The organism is Chitinophaga sp. 9-1-y (genome assembly GCF_059511905.2).
Genome location: NZ_CM197955.1, coordinates 8,037,731 through 8,056,497, shown reverse-complemented (window position 1 = coordinate 8,056,497; position 18,767 = coordinate 8,037,731). Strand labels below are relative to the sequence as shown.

19 protein-coding genes are annotated in these 18,767 nt (G+C 44.6%); 10 read left to right on the top strand and 9 right to left on the bottom strand.

Annotated features, from left to right (window positions below; translation table 11 throughout):
• Positions 1 to 84 precede the first annotated feature (84 nt).
• Entirely contained in the window at positions 85 to 2,145 is a 2,061-nt protein-coding gene (locus tag AC5ZC7_RS32230; protein WP_496161265.1) for a M13-type metalloendopeptidase, read from the top strand.
• Positions 2,146 to 2,299: 154 nt separating this feature from the next.
• Entirely contained in the window at positions 2,300 to 2,593 is a 294-nt protein-coding gene (locus AC5ZC7_RS32225) for a YHS domain-containing protein (RefSeq protein ID WP_496161266.1), read from the top strand.
• Between the two features lie 336 nt (positions 2,594 to 2,929).
• Here the strand turns inward: AC5ZC7_RS32225 and AC5ZC7_RS32220 are convergent, their stop codons facing one another.
• Complete coding sequence (locus AC5ZC7_RS32220; protein ID WP_496161267.1) at positions 2,930 to 3,331, bottom strand: hypothetical protein; 402 nt, start codon at positions 3,329 to 3,331, stop codon at positions 2,930 to 2,932.
• 247 nt (positions 3,332 to 3,578) lie between these two features.
• The gene (locus tag AC5ZC7_RS32215) at positions 3,579 to 4,409 is read right to left on the bottom strand and encodes a metallophosphoesterase (RefSeq protein WP_496161268.1); all 831 of its coding nucleotides are present in this window, start codon (positions 4,407 to 4,409) and stop codon (positions 3,579 to 3,581) included.
• Between the two features lie 180 nt (positions 4,410 to 4,589).
• On the opposite strand from AC5ZC7_RS32215, the gene AC5ZC7_RS32210 reads away from it, so the two are divergent.
• From AC5ZC7_RS32210 to AC5ZC7_RS32175, 8 genes are all read left to right on the top strand, one after another.
• Positions 4,590 to 5,240: a DUF47 domain-containing protein gene (locus AC5ZC7_RS32210; RefSeq protein WP_291920433.1), complete on the top strand. Its 651-nt coding sequence runs from the start codon at positions 4,590 to 4,592 to the stop codon at positions 5,238 to 5,240.
• A gap of 41 nt (positions 5,241 to 5,281) precedes the next feature.
• On the top strand, positions 5,282 to 6,286 hold the full coding sequence (locus AC5ZC7_RS32205; RefSeq protein ID WP_496161269.1) for an inorganic phosphate transporter: 1,005 nt from the start codon (positions 5,282 to 5,284) through the stop codon (positions 6,284 to 6,286).
• A gap of 147 nt (positions 6,287 to 6,433) precedes the next feature.
• Complete coding sequence (gene rfbA / locus AC5ZC7_RS32200; RefSeq protein ID WP_496161270.1) at positions 6,434 to 7,306, top strand: glucose-1-phosphate thymidylyltransferase RfbA; 873 nt, start codon at positions 6,434 to 6,436, stop codon at positions 7,304 to 7,306.
• A 29-nt stretch (positions 7,307 to 7,335) separates the two neighbouring features.
• A complete protein-coding gene (gene galE / locus AC5ZC7_RS32195) occupies positions 7,336 to 8,364 on the top strand; it encodes a UDP-glucose 4-epimerase GalE (RefSeq protein ID WP_496161271.1) in 1,029 nt (342 codons plus the stop codon).
• Between the two features lie 52 nt (positions 8,365 to 8,416).
• A complete protein-coding gene (locus tag AC5ZC7_RS32190; protein WP_496161272.1) occupies positions 8,417 to 9,382 on the top strand; it encodes a transketolase C-terminal domain-containing protein in 966 nt (321 codons plus the stop codon).
• Between the two features lie 323 nt (positions 9,383 to 9,705).
• Positions 9,706 to 10,266 (top strand): sigma-70 family RNA polymerase sigma factor, encoded by a 561-nt coding sequence (locus AC5ZC7_RS32185; protein WP_496161273.1) that lies wholly within the window; start codon positions 9,706 to 9,708, stop codon positions 10,264 to 10,266.
• Positions 10,267 to 10,364: 98 nt separating this feature from the next.
• Complete coding sequence (locus AC5ZC7_RS32180) at positions 10,365 to 11,081, top strand: hypothetical protein (RefSeq protein WP_496161274.1); 717 nt, start codon at positions 10,365 to 10,367, stop codon at positions 11,079 to 11,081.
• The gene (locus tag AC5ZC7_RS32175; RefSeq protein ID WP_496161275.1) at positions 11,078 to 11,575 is read left to right on the top strand and encodes a hypothetical protein; all 498 of its coding nucleotides are present in this window, start codon (positions 11,078 to 11,080) and stop codon (positions 11,573 to 11,575) included. Before AC5ZC7_RS32180 ends, AC5ZC7_RS32175 begins: the two co-directional genes overlap by 4 nt.
• A gap of 102 nt (positions 11,576 to 11,677) precedes the next feature.
• Here AC5ZC7_RS32175 and AC5ZC7_RS32170 read toward each other — a convergent pair whose 3' ends face one another.
• The 7 genes from AC5ZC7_RS32170 to mreC form a co-directional block, all read right to left on the bottom strand.
• On the bottom strand, positions 11,678 to 12,025 hold the full coding sequence (locus AC5ZC7_RS32170; RefSeq protein WP_496161276.1) for a nuclear transport factor 2 family protein: 348 nt from the start codon (positions 12,023 to 12,025) through the stop codon (positions 11,678 to 11,680).
• A gap of 38 nt (positions 12,026 to 12,063) precedes the next feature.
• Positions 12,064 to 12,921: a helix-turn-helix domain-containing protein gene (locus tag AC5ZC7_RS32165; protein ID WP_496161277.1), complete on the bottom strand. Its 858-nt coding sequence runs from the start codon at positions 12,919 to 12,921 to the stop codon at positions 12,064 to 12,066.
• 43 nt (positions 12,922 to 12,964) lie between these two features.
• On the bottom strand, positions 12,965 to 13,717 hold the full coding sequence (locus AC5ZC7_RS32160) for an MBL fold metallo-hydrolase (RefSeq protein WP_496161278.1): 753 nt from the start codon (positions 13,715 to 13,717) through the stop codon (positions 12,965 to 12,967).
• A 138-nt stretch (positions 13,718 to 13,855) separates the two neighbouring features.
• Positions 13,856 to 15,142 carry a rod shape-determining protein RodA gene (gene rodA, locus AC5ZC7_RS32155; protein WP_496161279.1) on the bottom strand — a complete coding sequence of 429 codons (1,287 nt, stop codon included), beginning with the start codon at positions 15,140 to 15,142 and terminating at the stop codon, positions 13,856 to 13,858.
• 31 nt (positions 15,143 to 15,173) lie between these two features.
• Positions 15,174 to 17,111 (bottom strand): penicillin-binding protein 2, encoded by a 1,938-nt coding sequence (gene mrdA, locus AC5ZC7_RS32150; RefSeq protein WP_496161280.1) that lies wholly within the window; start codon positions 17,109 to 17,111, stop codon positions 15,174 to 15,176.
• 210 nt (positions 17,112 to 17,321) lie between these two features.
• Complete coding sequence (mreD, locus tag AC5ZC7_RS32145) at positions 17,322 to 17,831, bottom strand: rod shape-determining protein MreD (RefSeq protein ID WP_496161281.1); 510 nt, start codon at positions 17,829 to 17,831, stop codon at positions 17,322 to 17,324.
• Positions 17,828 to 18,715: a rod shape-determining protein MreC gene (mreC, locus tag AC5ZC7_RS32140; RefSeq protein WP_496161282.1), complete on the bottom strand. Its 888-nt coding sequence runs from the start codon at positions 18,713 to 18,715 to the stop codon at positions 17,828 to 17,830. Before mreC ends, mreD begins: the two co-directional genes overlap by 4 nt.
• Between the last annotated feature and the right edge of the window lie 52 nt (positions 18,716 to 18,767).

The window sequence follows — 18,767 nt, the reverse complement described above, 5'->3', positions numbered from 1 at the left end:
ACTGCGGGGATTGCCGCTCATAAAAAACCTTTGTCGCAACTTGCCCCCTTTTCCATAACTTTAAATACTAAACCTGTTTTATATATGAAGAAAACCAATGCGGTAAAACTACCGTTGCTGGCTGCCATGGTTACTTTTGCAGCCTGCAATTCCGGCAGCTCCTCGCACCAGGGAGAAACAGCAGACACCATAAAGGTGCCGGCATTCAACCTCGCCGACATCGACTCCACCCACAAAGCCTGCGATGATTTCGACAATTACGCAAATGGCAACTGGAAGAAAAACAACCCTATTCCATCTACAGAAAGTCGCTGGGGAGCCTTCAACATCCTCGATAAAGAAAACAAAGAAGTTCGCCTGAAAGGCATTATTGCTGATATCACCAGCAAAAAAGACCTGAAAAAAGGTACCGAAGAGCAGCAAATCGCGGATTACTACACCTCTTTCCTGGATACCGCTACCATTGAACAACGCGGTATCACTCCATTACAACCTTACCTCGATAAAATTAACGCCATCAAAACACTGGCCGACTGGGCCAGCGTAACCGGCGAACTGCAAAAAATCGGCGTATCCAGCTTCACCGGATTTGGCGCAGATGCTGATGCGAAAAACAGTAAAATGAACGTACTGTACGAGGGACAAGGCGGCTTGAGCCTCGGTGAAAAAAGCTACTACGAAAGACAGGATTCCGCGACCAAAAATGTACGCGATGAATTCGTTACACACGTAGATAAGATGTTTAAACTGGCTGGCTTTACGGAAGCTACGCCTGGTAAAACCATCCTGGAATTTGAAACCAAACTGGCTAACATGCAGCTCTCTAACGTAGAACTGCGCGACCCGGTTAAAACATACAACAGAACAGCTTTCGCTGAACTGAAAAAACTGGCGCCGGATTTCGACTGGGATAACTTTGCGGCTAAACAGGATATTAAAGCAGATACCGTTGTACTGCAAAATAAAGAATACCTGACCAAAGCTGGCAACCAACTGAGAATTACGCCCATTGAAACACTGAAAACATACACCAAATGGCAGCTGTTGACCCAGTTTGCCGGCTATTTACCTGCCGCTATTGATGCAGAAAATTTCCACTTCTATGGTACCGTGATGACAGGCAAGAAAGCACAGAAAACCCGTGCTGAACGCGCCATCCGCTCTACCGACGGTAAAATGGGTATGCCACTGGGTAAACTGTTTGCGAAGAAATTCTTCCCGGAAAGCAGCAAACAGAAAGTATCTGAAATGATTGAAAACGTGCGCAAAGTATATGGCGAAAGAATCGACAAACTCACCTGGATGGGCGATTCTACCAAACTGATGGCACACAAAAAATTATCTTCCTTTACTTATAAGATCGGGTATCCTGACAAATGGAAAGATTATTCTTCTATCAATATCGATAAAGGCAAACTGCTGGAAAACGTAGTAGCAGCCAGCTTGTATGAGCACAAAGAAAATATTGATAAAATTGGTAAACCAGTAGATAAAAGCGAGTGGGGCATGACACCGCAAACCGTGAATGCTTACTACAATCCGTTAAACAACGAAGTAGTATTCCCGGCAGGTATTCTCCAGCCTCCTTTCTACAATCCGAATGCAGATGATGCGATCAACTATGGTGGTATCATTGCCGTAATCGGCCACGAATTTACCCATGGCTTCGATGACCAGGGCTCTCAATTCGATGCAGAAGGTAACCTGAAAAACTGGTGGACTGCAGCCGATCGCGCTAACTTCGATAAACTCACCAAACGCTATATCGATTACTTCAGCTCCCTGGAAGCCTTACCTGGCTTCAAAGTAAATGGTGCGCTGACCATTGGCGAAAACGTAGCCGACCTGGGTGGCTTAACCCTGGCTTATCATGCACTGGTGAAATCTTTTGAAGGTAAAGGCGAGCCTAAACCAATCGACGGATTTACCTGGCAGCAACGTTTCTTCCTGGGCTGGGCGCAGGTATGGCACGGTAACATTACCGATGCTGCCCTCCGCAACCAGATTCAAACAGATCCACACTCTCCGGCAAGATTCCGTATCAACGGACCATTACCTCACCTGGCCGAATTCCAGGCAGCATGGGGTTGTGCAGCTGATAGCAAAATGACCTTACCAGAAGATAAACGTGTGATCATCTGGTAATAGGAAGAATTACGAATTAGGAATTACGAATTACGGATTTGTGGGTAGATGGTAAACGCGAAGATCAACTTCGCTTTTATCTACTCACAAATCCGTAATTCGTAATTCCTAATTCGTAATTCGTTTTATCAATACCTTCGCAAAAAAAAATAGCATGAAACATATATTCATTATCGGTAGCGCATTATTCCTGTTTGCCTGTGCACAACAAACTAAACCCGCTGAAAATAATACCATGCCCGACAAGGCGGCACCTGCCGCAGCTACAGAAAAGCTGACCGCTGATGCCAACGGTAAATTACCGGATCCGGTATGCGAAATGCCTTATGATACCAGCTATAAAGAATGGACAGTATATAAAGGCGATACCCTTCATTTCTGTTCTCCTACCTGCAAAGGAGTATTTGAAAAAGCGCCGGAAAAATACATGGCCAAATTGGGCAAATAAACGCATTCCTTAAAAACCGTCCGGGTAAAAACCCGGGCGGTATTGGGTTCAGTTTATGAATCTATTGATAAAAAATACAACAATTGTTAGGTGAAAGTTACCAGGAGAAAGAGGTCCATGCGCATGGTATTGTGTTTCCGCTGCAGGTGATATGGGTTCCGTTCCCCAAAAGTAGGGGCAGTATATTACCAGGTGGTTAAGAAAATATTACCAGCATGTTAATTGATAAAACATTTACGGAGGGGGACTAACAATAATAAGGTTTCAGAGAACAGGATATCGGTACAGGGCTAAAAAGCAAGCCGGAAGTATATATCTCCCGGAAAAAGATAAAAATTACCACATATTTTGCTGAGGCGACTGCCGGTTATTATTCATCAGCATATCCAGGGAAATATCCAGCTGATAATTCCGCTCTTCCTTTTTATCAGCAGTAGCACCCGCAATCTGGAATAAATGCTGGCTCTTGTTCATAAAAGGTTTGTTGTCTTTGTTACATAACTCCAGCGAAAAGTTAAACTTTTCTTCTACTTCTTCCTCAAACTCACGCAGGCTCAGTGTTTCGTCGATAGGAAATTCTATCAGCACTTCTTCTTCAAAACCGGCTTCTTTCAAGGTATCAAAAGTATTGGCCAGGGAATTACGCACATACACTGCCACATTGCAAAAGAGCAAACGCTGGATCTGCATTTGCAATAGGGAGATAGTCATTAAAGGATGCAACTTCAATACTTTCATCTAGCTTTTTTTCTGCTTTTTAAATGTACACTATCGACACACTTAATTATTTCTCTGGCAAACTTAGTAGTCTACTTTTAATTTAATATTAAGCGCTTGTTATGATTTTGTGAAAATAATATTTAAATATAAATATATAATAAATATGTAAATATAAAGATAAATACCTGCTTGCCCATCCTGCTATCTCCAAACAACGCCCTGTTGTTACGGCAAAGTAACCAGGGCGGGGAGTAGTCAGACAGCATCAGGATCCGGGGAAAGTAATAATGCGGGTAGGATCCCAGTCGTTGGAGGTATCCTCCTCATCTTCTGCCAGTACAATTTTGGATTTGGTAACCGGGTGTTGGTACAGGGTCCATTGTTGGTTGGTATATTCGAGAGAAGTGAGACTTTCTACCCAGTCGCCTGAATTCAGGTAAGTCACGGTTTTATCGCCTACCTGCATCTCTTTAATCAGGGGTTGGTGAATATGTCCGCAGCACACCACGTCAAATCCTTTATCCACAGCTATTTCCGCCACGGTTTGTTCAAAATCGGAAATAAACTTCACCGCAGATTTTACGCCCTGCTTCACCTTTTTGGAAAACGACATCTTTTCCCGGCCCAGGCTTTCCAGTGCATGGTTAACCAACCGGTTCAGGATAATCAGCAGGTCGTATCCCTTTCCGCCCAGTTTAGCCAGCCATTTGGAGTTTTTCATGGTAACATCGTACACATCGCCATGGAAGAACCAGTGCCTTTTTCCGTTTACTTCCAGTACCAGCTTATTATCAATCGTAAAGTTTCCCAGCTCAAAGCCGGCATATTTACGGAGGGCCTCGTCGTGGTTACCGGTGAGGTAGTACACTTCGGTGCCTTTCCCGATCATCTTCAGGATTTTCCGGATTACTTTGGTATGGGCTTTTGGGAAATAACGTTTGCTAAACTGCCAGATATCGATAATATCCCCATTCAGTACCAGTATCCGTGGATCAATACTATCAAGGTACTGGATCAATTCTTTAGCGTGACAGCCGTATATCCCAAGGTGTACATCTGAGATTACGACTATATCTAATGGGCGTTTGTCTGACATCTATAGGTGGTATGTACAGGTTGTAGGCAGCCTGTTTATGAGTATAATTTTCAATACAAAGGAAAAATCGCTATATTACTTTTATATTAATCCAGTGTTAAGGAATTATTAATTCGCTTTTTTTACTGGTAGGAACAGGTCGAGAAAGCTATTTTTGCGGCAAATTATAAACTCAAACGTATGGGAGGCTTCAATTCTTTTGTAAAACTATTCATGCCGAAAGACCGGGTATTTTATTCTTTGTTTGAAGATGTGGCTTCCAATCTGGTAGAAATGGCGACCGTGCTCAATGAGCTGGTTGCGACTACTGATCTGGCTGTGAGAAAAGATAAAGTGCATCTGATAGAGCGCCTGGAGCACAAAAATGACGACTACACTCACCGCATATTTGTAGAACTCGGACAAAACTTCATCACCCCATTTGACCGGGAAGATATCCACTACCTGGCTGCTACACTGGATGATGTTGCGGATTATATCCACGGTTCCGCCAAAAGAATGGATCTCTACAAAGTTCATTACATCAATGAAAGCGTTCGCAAACTGGCCGAATTAATCCACCTCGGCGTACTGGAGCTGGCAAAAGCAATCCCCGAATTGCGCAATATGCAGAATATGCGCATCATTACCGATGCCTGCGTAAAAATCAACAGCCTGGAAAACCATGCTGATGACATTTACGACATGGCCATCGCCGATTTGTTCGACACAGAACAAAATGCGGCAGAACTGATTAAAATGCGTGAAATCTACCAGGCCCTGGAAATCGCTACTGACAAGTGCGAAGACTGCGCCAATGTAATAGAAACCATTATTATCAAGTACTCCTGATAAGGGGATTACTGTTCTGAACGCATAATTCTCCCTAAGTCATGACATTATTAGTAATAATTATCATCCTGGCATTCATATTTGACTATATCAATGGTTTTCATGATGCTGCCAATTCTATCGCCACTATTGTGTCGACCAAGGTGCTGACGCCTTTCCAGGCAGTACTTTGGGCCGCAGTATTCAACTTTGCGGCTTTTTTTATTGCCAAATATATCATTGGTGAGTTTAAAGTAGCCAATTCTGTAGCCAGCTCTGTATTTGAACAATTTATTACACTGAAAGTAATTTTTTGTGGCCTCGTGGCGGCTATTATCTGGAACCTGTTCACCTGGTGGCTGGGTATTCCTTCCAGCTCCTCCCATACACTGATTGGTGGCTTCATTGGCGCTGCAGTAACGGCTTCTGGTGGTAGCATCGACGTGATCAACTTCCACAAAGTATTGCCTACCGTATATTTTATCGTATTGGCGCCGTTGATAGGTATGTTTGTGGCCTTTGTCATTACACTCATCATCGTAAATGTTTGCCGCAAAGCCAATCCCTATCGCGCAGAAAGCTGGTTCAAACGCCTGCAGCTGGCATCTTCCGCTGCATTGAGCCTTGGACACGGTAGTAACGATGCCCAGAAAGTAATGGGTATCATCTCTGCCGCCATGGTGTCTGCCGGTTATATCCAAAATATCAAGGCAATGCCAGACTGGGTTCCATTGGCCTGCTTTACCTGTATCGCCCTCGGTACCATGAGTGGTGGCTGGAAAATCGTTAAAACCATGGGTACCCGTATCACCAAAGTAACCCCACTGGAAGGGGTGGCAGCGGAAACATCCGGCGCCATTACCCTCTTCATTACCGAACACCTGGGCATCCCGGCCAGTACCACACACGTAATTACCGGTGCTATCATGGGAGTAGGTGCTACCAAAAGGCTGTCGGCTGTTCGTTGGGGGGTGACCGTTTCCCTTCTTTGGGCATGGGTATTAACAATTCCCATCAGCGGATTACTGGCTGCGCTCACTTATTTCATCGTGAATCTGTTTATATAATAAGCATAAAGCTAAAAGCAAAAAGCCATTGTCGCATATATCACTTGCGACAATGGCTTTTTGCTTTTAGCTTTATGCTTTTCTAAAAAAAAGCCGCTATTTTTGTGCGGCCTTATAAGGAGTGTCCATCAAAAATTGATCTTGCAAATGAAAGGAATTATCCTGGCGGGTGGGTCCGGCACCCGGTTGCACCCCATTACGTATGCTATCAGCAAACAAATAATGCCGGTGTACGATAAACCAATGATCTATTACCCGCTGTCGACCCTGATGCTGGCGGGAATAAAAGATATTCTCATCATTTCTACCCCGCACGATCTGCCCGCTTTTCAGCGTCTTTTTGGGAATGGACAGCAACTGGGCTTACAGCTCAGCTATGCCGAACAACCTAATCCCAACGGACTGGCACAGGCATTTGTAATCGGAGAGGAGTTCATTGGCAAGGATAGCGTTGCCCTGGTATTGGGCGACAATATTTTCTATGGTGCCGGACTGGGAACCCAACTGGCCCACAATGCCAACCCCGACGGCGGTATCGTATATGCTTACCAGGTATCTGACCCGGAAAGATATGGGGTAGTAGAATTCGATGAGGATATGAAAGTAGTATCTATAGAAGAGAAACCACAGCAGCCGAAATCCAATTATGCAGTGCCTGGTCTCTATTTCTACGATAACTCTGTAGTGGAAATTGCAAAAAATCTGCAACCTAGCCCACGTGGAGAATATGAAATTACAGACGTCAATAAAGAATATTTAAAGCGCGGAAAATTAAAAGTTTCTATCTTACCCCGCGGTACAGCGTGGCTCGATACCGGTACCTTTGATTCACTCATGCAGGCATCACAGTTTGTACAGGTGATTGAACAAAGACAAGGAATAAAAATCGCCTGCATCGAGGAAATCGCCTACCGTAAAGGATTTATTAATGCCGATGAACTGAAAGAGTTGGCAAAACCTTTGCTTAAAAGCGGCTACGGAGCATATCTCCAAACGTTACTTAATCAAAAAATGTTCTGAAATAACTAATAAAGTAAATCTGAAATATCATGAAGGTTCTTGTTACGGGTGGATGTGGCTATATCGGCGCACATACTATAGTAGATCTGATCAATAATGGATTTGATGTAGTGTCTGTTGACAGTAACATCAGGAGTACCACCCAATTATTAGATGGTATAGAAAAAATTACCGGGAAAAAGGTACGCAATTACAAAGTAGATCTTTGTAACCTGGAAGATACTAACGCCGTATTTCATGAAAACAGGGATATTGTGGGCGTTATCCACTTTGCAGCACTGAAAGCAGTAGGAGAATCTGTTACAGAACCCCTGATGTATTTTCAGAATAACCTGACCTCCCTGATCAACGTACTGAAATGCGTAAAAGAGTATAATATCCCTAACCTGGTATTCTCCTCTTCCTGCTCTGTATACGGCAACACCAAAGCTTTACCTGTAGTAGAAACAACACCTATCGGGGAAGCTCAGTCGCCCTATGCCCGCACCAAACAAATCGGAGAACAAATCATTGAAGATTACAGCCGGGTAAACGATACCCAGTCTATCCTGCTGCGCTATTTCAACCCGGTAGGTGCACATCCTTCCGCCCTCATCGGCGAATTACCACTGGGCAAACCAGATAACCTGGTACCAGTGATCACACAAACGGCTATTGGTAAAATCCCTAAAATGACCGTTTTTGGCACCGATTACGACACCCGTGATGGTTCCTGTGTACGCGACTACATCCATGTGATGGATATCGCCAATGCACACACGAAAGCACTGCAATACCTGCTGGAACACCGCAATGAAAGCAACTGCGAAGTTTTCAACCTGGGTACTGGTAATGGCGTCACTGTACTGGAAGCCATCAAGGCGTTTGAAAAAATATCCGGTATTAAACTGAATTACACTACCGGTCCACGCCGGGACGGAGATGTGATCTCTATTTATGCCAACAATTCCAAAGCCAAAGAAAAGCTCAACTGGTCACCTGAAATTGGTATAGAAGACAGTATGCGTACTGCCTGGCAGTGGGAAGTGAGCCTCCGCAATAAAGTGCTGAGTAACTAGGATCCTCCCTTTTTAATGTTTACTTTTATACTTCAATTTTAAAAAGACCATAATGGTAAAAGATATTCAACCACTAAATGAAAAAGAAACCCGCGGAGGGTTTGGTGAAGGTATATTGGAGGTAGGTCGTAAAAACCCCAATGTAGTTGCACTGACAGCCGACTTGCTCGGTTCCATGAAACTGAATGCATTTATTAAGGAATTTCCGGATCGTTTTGTACAGGTAGGTATTGCTGAAGCTAACATGATCGGTATCGCCGCTGGGTTAACTATTGGCGGTAAAATCCCATATACTACTACTTTCGCCAACTTTTCTACCGGCAGGGTATATGACCAGATCCGTCAGTCAGTGGCCTATTCCAATAAAAACGTTAAAATATGTGCTTCCCACGCAGGTCTTACCCTGGGTGAAGATGGTGCTACCCACCAGATCCTGGAAGATATCGGGATGATGAAAATGTTGCCAGGCATGACCGTGATCGTACCCTGCGACTTTAATCAAACCAAAGCTGCTACCATCGCTATTGCAGATTACGAAGGACCGGTATACCTCCGTTTCGGTCGCCCGAAATGGCCTAATTTCACACCGGAAGATCAAAAATTTGAAATAGGTAAAGCACAAATCCTGCACGAAGGAACAGATATTACCCTGTTTGCCTGCGGCCACCTCGTATGGATCGCAGTGGAAGCCGGTAAAATACTGGAAGAGAAAGGTTATAGCGTGGAAATTATCAACATCCACACCATTAAACCACTGGATGAAGCAGCAGTGATTGCCTCCCTCACCAAAACCCGTTGCGCTGTAACTGCCGAAGAACACAACGTACTCGGCGGCTTAGGCGATAGCATTGCACAGGTAGCCTCCCGTCATATCCCCGTTCCTATTGAATATGTAGGTACCAACGATACTTTCGGTGAAAGCGGCAAACCACTGGACCTGCTGAAAAAATATGGCCTGGATGCAGATCATATCGTAGCGGCAGCCGAAAAAGCAATGGCACGGAAGAAAAAAGCATAAAGTAGGATCAGAGCGGATTTTGTCTGTGGGCAGGATTAAACTGATTATACTGATTATATTTTAAAGATTTAAAAAGATGAAGGGAGATTGAAGCAGGTATATGCTTTAATCTCCCTTCTTTCTTAATCAAAAAATGTAATCAGTATAATCAGTTTAATCCTGCCCACAGACAAAATCCGCTCTGATCATCCTCCCTAATAGCTTTTTGCTTTATGCCTTCTGCTTTATCCCTCTCCATTAAACTTTAGGAGAATCCGCTTGTCTTATGAGCAGGTTTTTATTTATATTCATTTAATTAAAACCTGTCAAGAACCATTTAACCTATGGCCGTTTCACAGGACGATAAAACATTATTGGCATTATACCGCGCAGCTGATACCAAGGAAAAAGGGTTCACCCTCATTATCCAGAAGTACCAGGAAAGACTTTACTGGCACATCCGCAGAATGGTCATGGATCATGACGACGCTAACGATGTGCTGCAGAATGTATTCATTAAAGTGTGGAAAAACCTGGAAAACTTCCGGGAAGATGCGCAATTATATACCTGGCTATATAAAATAGCTACCAATGAAAGTCTTACTTTCCTGGAACAACAAAAACGGAAAACATCTATTTCCCTCTCCGAAGTGGAAACAGGTTTAAGCAATAAGCTCAGGGCAGATCCCCAGTTTGACGCTAATAAACTGGAATGGAAACTCCAACGAGCCATCCTTAGCTTACCGGATAAACAGCGGATTGTATTTAACCTCCGCTACTATGATGAAATGCCTTATGAGGAAATGAGCAAAGTGCTGGAAACCTCCGAAGGCGCGTTAAAAGCATCATACCATCATGCGGTAAAAAAGATAGAAGAATTTATCCGGAAAGGAACAGATATCTAATCAACAAATATGTATTTTAATCGATTTTTAAAGAAAATTATGAAAAGATTAAAATCGCATTAAACTATTAAATCCCTTCACTGTCTAAAAAACAGTATATGAACAAGCGGACCGACATAGCGAGTGAATTAATGCAAATAGTGCCAGATGCCAACTGGCCTGCTGAAGTACCTTTTACGGTACCGGCCGGCTACTTTGAACAACTGCCAACTGCTATCATGCTGCAAATTCAGCTGGATAACCTACGTTCCGGCATCCCTGCTGTTCAACAAAGCCCTACCATTCCTGCCGGCTATTTTAACGAACTGCCATCGGCCATTATGCAACGAATTCAGGCGGAAGAGGCCACTACCGTTCAGTCAGAACTAACGGCACTTTCCCCTTTCCTTGCTGCAATGCCCAGGCAGTTACCCTTTACCGTACCCGAAGGTTATTTTGAATCCCTTCAAGTCAACCACCTGCTGCCAGCCCCTCCACTGCGGGTAGCACACCGGAACAAGGTAAGTACCTGGCTAAAATGGACAGTAGCCGCCTGCCTGATGACATTAATCGGCAGCAGCGCGATCCTGTTTATTATCGGCAAACCTACCAGCAGAATAGAAAAACAACTGGAAACCCTGAACGATCAGGACATTGTTGAATACCTACAAACCCACACTGATCCTTTTGATAATGAGGCTATTTTTGCATCTTCCGCTGCAGTAGAAGCGGCCCCCGTGCAAAATCAGCTAAATGAAGCCGTCCCAGTGGAAGCCATCGAAAAATATCTGCAACAAACAGATTTATCAAAGGAAGTGTTACCTGAAAAGAAATGATGAAACGTTTTAGCTTTATATGGATCGCAATGTTTGTACTGCTCTTCACCAATGGTGTGAGCCGTGCACAGCAACCACCATCCGATGACCCCGCTGAAAAAATTAAAGCCATACAGATAGAATATCTGTCCAAAAAATTAGACCTCACTACGGAAGAAGCACAAAAATTCTTGCCCGTATATAATAACTATACCCGCGAAGTAGAACAACTCATTGCTGAACGCCATCAGAAAAAAGATCTCGATAAGTTGTCTACCGATAATGCCGACGATGCAGCCCGTAGAAATATGGACAAGGAATTAACGTATGAAAAAAGAATGCTGGACATCCGATCCCGCTACAGCACAGAGTTTCAGCGGGTATTACCTGGCAGAAAAGCTGGTATGGTATTCAAAACAGAAAGAGAATTCCGGAATATCATGATCAATCATGTAAATAATCAACGCATGAACAGAATGGGACAAGGCGGCGGCCTCCGGAGAAGACCATTCTAAAAGAATTACGAATTAGGAATTACGAATTACGGATTTGTGGGTAGATAACAGCGAATGTCTTTTGTGTTTACTATCTACCCACAAATCCGTAATTCGTAATTCCTATTTATAGTGCGCTCTTACCTCACTTACTAAGCCTTTTTCATTTAACACCATCAGCTCCGCACTCAACATATTATTTACACTTTTATAGTACAGCACCACTGAATTTACCCCTTCCAGTATGTGATACAATTCAAAATGTAATTCAGGATAAGCTACTAATGCCTTACTAAAGTAGGCGCGCAGATTTTCCTTTCCCCGGATACATCCGGTAGGATCATTATTGATCTTCTTGATAATGGGAGAATAAAACAGGATATTATCATCATAGTGAGATAATACTTCTTCGAGGTCGTGTGCATTCCATGCCCGCACCCAGGCTTCACCAAAGCTGGTCAGATTTTCCATGACTTTTTTTCTGCAATGTAGCGCATTAACGCATCCGGCTATTTGCTGAAAAGATCACTTTCCATTTTGCGCCATTGCAATGGCGTTAACTTAAAACATCGCCTGAACTGCCTGTAAAAATGGGGGATATCTTCAAATCCAACGCTATAGGCAATTTCAGGAATGGGTTGGGTGGTGGTTCTTAACAGGAAACCTGCTGTTTGCAGCCGTTTCGCCCATACCCATTCCATGGGGCTGCAATGATAGATGCTGCGGAAACGACGCTTTAAAGTAGCGGTACTCATGTGTCCCATTGTCGCCATCTCCTCCAGCAACCGCACTTCCGGCAAATGAATGCTCAGTTTTTCCATCACGGCCGGCAAAGGGTACTTCACCGCCCTGGCCAACATGGCACTAATGCCTGTATGTTTATTGATGAGGCGTAATGTGCGGGAAATAATTTCATGATGATCCGGCCCGGTATAGTCCTCCGCGAAATGTGGCAACAACCATTGGGCCAGATGTTGCCATTCCTGGTCAACCGGCAGGGTAGTTAAGGCTTTGGAACACGCAGCCGGCTGCCTGCCCGGTTGCTTCAATTCTGCCAGGATCATTTCATCCGGTATTACCAGGTTAATACTCCTATACTGCTCCTGCGGCGGCAGTATTTCAGAGCAAAGCAATGTTCCGGCCGGAATGAGCAGGGCATCACCGGCATGCAGATAGTGCACCTGCCTGCCGTCATACATCCTTTTCTCCCCTTGTAATACCAGGTTTAGTATTGTATGCGGTACATACAACTCATGTGCGGCCGGCTCCCGGTAAAGGCTATACGAAGCCCATTGATGGCCTTGTTGTTGCCATGTTTTAATGGCATGCTGCCCCGTAAGCGTCAGATTATCAAACAGGGTATACATGAAAATAGCTTTTAGCTGTTAGCGTTTAGCTGTTAGTTAGCAATTAGTTAGTGAACCTGGTGAAAGGCTCTTTCGTATCATGGTAGAAAAGGAAAGTCCATCCTTCCTGTTTACCACGCTCCAGAAACTCCTGCCGTAACTCCATACTGCGCTTACCATCGTAATCGTACTTGGCCGCAAAGCGACTTTTCATCTGGGATATCTGCGGTGCCACATCTCCCCCAAAAAAAACCTTATCTTCTCCATCATCTACCAAAAATACCTGGTGGTAAGGACAATGGCCACCGGTTACTTCGTAATGAATATAGTCATCAATAGTACCATTGCCGGTAGTAAACACCACGTTATCACGCTGCTGCAACAATATAATGTCTTCGGCTAGATATGATTTACCGGAATGCTCCAATGCATACAACATCTCCTCATTATTTACATAATAGGTAGCGCCCGGAAAAGTAAGGGTACGTTCCTTTGTAATGGGATCTTCGGCAGATACACCACCGGAATGATCTTTATGTAAATGACTCATTAATACCTTGGTAATCTCCATCGGATTAATACCATGATCTATCAAATGCTGATGAATCTGCAATACTCCATCCGGGTTACGGAAACCCAAACCAGTATCAAACAAAATATAATCACGGTCTGTAATCACCAGGAACGGCTGTATTTCAACCAGCAATGAACCATGCGGGCGATCCTGCATGCTATCGGTTTCCCGCTTAAAAGGAAGAAATTTCTTGGTCCCGTCTACGGTAAATGACCCCTCGGATAATGGAATAATTCTCGCCATAATGCAAAGATAGCAGAAAGCAGAAAGCAGAAAACAAAAAGCTATTGAGGCGAATGATCTAAGCGAATATTATTTTTTCCGCTCAAATCATTCGCCTCAATAGCTTTTTGCTTTACGCTTTACGCTTTCTGCTTTCTGCTACCTCAAAACCATCTGCCGGTCGGCATCCAGGCGTAGCAGAATAAATATCATCATAGTAAAGGTCATCAGGGAGGATCCACCATAACTCACCAATGGCAATGGAATCCCAATTACGGGCGCCAAACCAATAGTCATCGCAATATTGATGGACAAGTGGAAAAAGATAATACTGGCTACCCCATAGGCATAGACTCGCGTAAAGGTCGATCGCTGTCGCTCCGCCACAAAGATGATCCGGAAGAGCAGCGCCACATATATGCCCAGGAAAATTACACTGCCAAAGAAGCCAAAGTCTTCACCTATAGTACAAAAGATAAAGTCTGTACTTTGCTCTGGTACGAAGTCGTAACGGGTTTGTGTACCTTTCAGGTATCCTTTCCCCCAGAAACCTCCGGAACCAATAGCAATCATACTCTGCCGGGTATTGTAAGTGGCTTTCGGATCATTTTCCTTGCCCAGCATTACTTCAATACGGCGTACCTGGTAGTCTTTCAGCACTTTCGTAAAAACAAACGGTACCACAAACATCACGAAGAGTCCACAGAAGGCATATACCCCCAGGATCAACGCCAGCCGCGATCGCTTTCGTTTTATTTCACGCCGGCTGAAATAGATGACCAGCGCTGTAATGACGGTAAATATGGCAAACAATATATTTCGTTCTACCAGCAATGCCGATAGCACCAACACAATACCTGAAAAGGCAATTACCAATAATACGCCTGGTAACCCTTCGCGGTACATAACCAGGAAGAAGGAAAAATATACCAGTGCCAGCCCCGTTTCGTCCTGCAGGATGATGATACCTGCCGGGATAAGTGCGATGGCTGCGGCAATCAACCGCGATCGCAACTTATTAAAATCTGTTTCCTGCGACGACAGGTATTTGGCTAAAGCCAGATTCGTACATAGTTTGGTGAGCTCCGCCGGCTGAAACTGGAATCCACCAATAACCAGCCAGGAATGCGACCCCTTTACATCTTTACCGATACCCAGCACCAACAGCAACAGCAGCAACCCTCCTGCATAGGCCAGGTTCGCCGTAGCCGTAAAAAACTTACTGTCTGTAAGCCAGATAATAGCCGCCAGTACCAACGATATTCCCAACCATATTAACTGGCGCGAATAGTTTTTACCCGGGTGAATAATATCCTGCCATACATTATCGTCCCCCCGGTATTCCGCAGCAAAAATGGACATAATGCCGATGATCACCAATGCGAGGTACAGGCCAACTATTGGCCAGTCTATCCCTTGTGTCAGTTTGGCTTGCGAGCGGTTCATTATAAATTAATCGGTTTATGCGATGATTGGGTTAAGGTTTTTTCTTTTTGATAATGGCATTACTATTCAATGAATCCAGGTGCGATTTAGCCAACATAGCCGGGTCTATTGTAACCGTTTCCATTACCGATTTCAGCAGAGGTTGACGTTTGGTAGAAATACTGTCTTTCAGGTATTTCTCCATCATCAAACTGGCGATAGGCGCTGCATATTTAGCACCAAAGCCGGAGTTTTCCACTACTACTGCAATGGCTATACGTGCATGTTCTGCAGGGGCGAAGGCCACAAACATCGCATGGTTTTTCAGCTTGGTTCTCACACCATTTACAATACCGTAGTTTTCCGCTGTACCGGTTTTACCTCCAATGGTAATCCCTTCAATCTGTGCAATACGGCCGGTACCGCTTTCCACCACATCGGTCATACCATGAATTACTGCGCTATAGGCCGTATCGGAAATCTGGGCACCCTGGTGCTTTTGTTTGTATTTGTCCAGTATATGGGTGTTATCATTATCAATACTGCTTACAAAGTGCGGAATATAGTAAGAACCCCGGTTGGCAACAATACACATCGCATTAGCCATCTGGAGCGGTGTTAACAACAGTTCACCTTGTCCGATACCCAGGAATACGGAAGTACAGGAGTTCCAGCTTCCTTTGTAACGGGCGTCATAGTATTTTTTATCCGGCACCAGTCCTCGTCCTTCGCTGGGGATATCCACACCGATTTTATGCCCGAAACCGAAGTTGTTCATATAATCGGCCCATTTCTGCATACCACCTACCTTGATGCCGCCAAATTTGCCGGCATCAACACTCAGGCGATATACGTGCGAGAAGTACGAGTTACAGGAGTGGGAGAGTGCCAGTCGCAGGTTCGCTGCGTGTCCTGCATCATGGTGCTCACACTTGATAGGGCGGGAACAGCCATAATAGGCGCCTCCACAGGGATAACCAAAGCTAGGTGTAATAACCCCTTCATCCAGTCCTACCAGTGCTATCATTGGCTTAAAAGTGGAGCCTGGCGGGTAAGTAGCCTGGATAGCGCGGTTAAAGAGTGGTTTAGTGGTATCTGTATAAAGTTTGCTGAAGTTGGCGCTCCTGTATGGACCGGTAAGCAGGTTAGGGTCAAAGCTTGGGCCGCTGACCATACACAGGATCCCTCCTGTTTGCGGATCTATGGCTACAATGCTACCTGATTTACCTTTCATTAATTTTTCCCCGAGCACCTGTAATTCAATATCCAGCGACAGGCGCAGGTTTTTACCCGCGATAGCCGCGCTATCGAACTCCCCGTTTTCATAGGCGCCCTGAGGCCTGTTGAGGTTATCTTTGATCAGGTATTGGATACCGCGTTGCCCCATCAGCACCGACTCATAAGTTTTCTCCAGTCCTGTAAAGCCCAGGTAATCACCAGAGTTGTAAGAGCTGTAGTTGGCTGTGTCTTTTAACATGGCCGGGGAAATTTCCGCGATATACCCCAGGATATTGGCGGCCGCTGCATAAGGATAGGAGCGGATTTGCCGGGGTACCAGCTCAAAGCCGGGAGAAAACAGGTACATACTTTCCTGCAGCTGACCGAATACTTCGGGGGCCAGCAGGGGAGCAAAAACGGATTGTCTTACCCGGCCATTTTTGATGATGGCGGTCAGGATACGTTTTCTGAATTCTTCCTTATCTATTTTTAAGATATTACAGAGATAGCCGGTGTCAATACTTTTTACGCTGGCAGGCGTTACCACGAGGTCATATAGCACGTCATTGCCGAGGATGCTACGGTTTTGCCGGTCATAAATAATACCTCTGCTGGGATATATTACTTTACGTAACACGGCATTAGCATCCGCCAGCTTGGCGTACTTCTTCTCCACAATTTGCAGAAAGAATAACCTGGTGATGATCAGAACTACCATCCCAAGTATAATCACCTGTATTACTCTCTTCCTGGGCTGATTGAATACTGACAAGGACGGAAATGTTTTAGTTCAAAAATAAATCGGGCAGTTGCTTTGGGCGGAAAGCATAAAGCTGAAGGCACAAAGCTATTATGTTTTGTTGTTAGCTATTAGCTTTTTAGCATCCAGCCTTTAGCTGAAGCTAAATTGTTCTTACTCTTTCTCCCCTTCATCTACGCTAAAATAGCCTTTTGCGGTAAGCTTTCGGCTATCCATTAGGCGTTACTTTCTCGAAAAGAACAACAGCTCATACAGTACAATCAGGAAAAGACTGGCCAATGTTGAAAAAACAATCTTCATGAGGAGGTACAGTATATTGCCTGTTCCGAATACTTCCAGAGAAAAGAACACTGCATGATGTAAAAACACCAGGATGGCGGCGTAGATGAGAAATTGCGATACGCCCATGCTGGTCATGGACGGTGTTTTCTGGGTGGTTTCAAATCCCCCCTGTGGCGATAGGATATTTATAATAAACGGACGCAGATAGGCAATGAATACGCAGGCAGCGGCATGCATGCCGGGGGTATTCATGAACATATCCAGAGAAAGCCCCATCAGCAGTCCCATGAGCATTAGCATGGGGCGTGGCAGGTTAAAGGGCAGCGCCAGGATAAAAAGCATGTAAAGATATGGACTCACCAGCTGGTGCAGCAATATTTCATTGAGCACGAACACCTGTATCAGTAACAGGAGTATGAAGCGGATTATATTTCTTAACAGTATACTCATTTAATCAACTTATACGTTGAATCTTCCAATCGTTGTTGTTCGTCTTTCAGCAGGTTTTCTATCACGTACACGTATTGCAGGTTAAAGAAATTGGTAGCCAATTTCAGACGGATAGTAAACGAGGTGCTGGCTTTATCGCCTACGGCAATGTTTTCGACATAGCCAATAGGAATATTTTCGGGAAACAGGGCTGAGTAGCCGCTGGTAACTACGGTATCGCCTTTATGAATTTTTGCACTTTTCGGTACATCTTTCAGCAGGGCATAGCCGGCATCTTCGCCGTCCCAGTGTACAGAACCCATCTCTTTTCCTTGTCCCAGGCGGGCACTGATGGATACGGAGTTGGATTTAGACAGCATAGAGAGTACAACAGCATAGTTATCACTTACACTTCTTACCACGCCTACCACACCACTGCTGCTGATCACGCCCATATTAGGCCGGATTCCCTGCAGGCTGCCACGGTGAATGGTAATGTAGTTAACGGGCTTATTGATAGAGTTATTGATCACTTTGGCGGAGAAGTATTCGTAGCGGCGGATCTGTGTACCGATTACCTTGTGGGCAGTGTCATCGCTATACTGACGAACGGTATCAATTTTTATCCCGTTGGTGGTGATCATGCTGTCGTAACTGGATCTCAGGGCATTATGCAGTCGCATGTTTTCGTTCACCAGGCTATCGTTGGTCGATTTCAGGTGAAAGTAGTACTGCACATTATTATACTTGTCATATAACTTACCACTGACGTCGTTGGCGGAGCTGAGGTAGGCAGTGCGCTGAAAATTGTTATGCTGGAACACCAGTACCAGACAAATCACTTCCAGCAGCACAAATAAGAAGAAGTTAAAGTATCGCCTAAAGAAAATGATTAGATTTCGCACAAGCGCGCACTGGTTTTGAGATTTAGGCGTTTACGGATTTTTCAATGGTGTT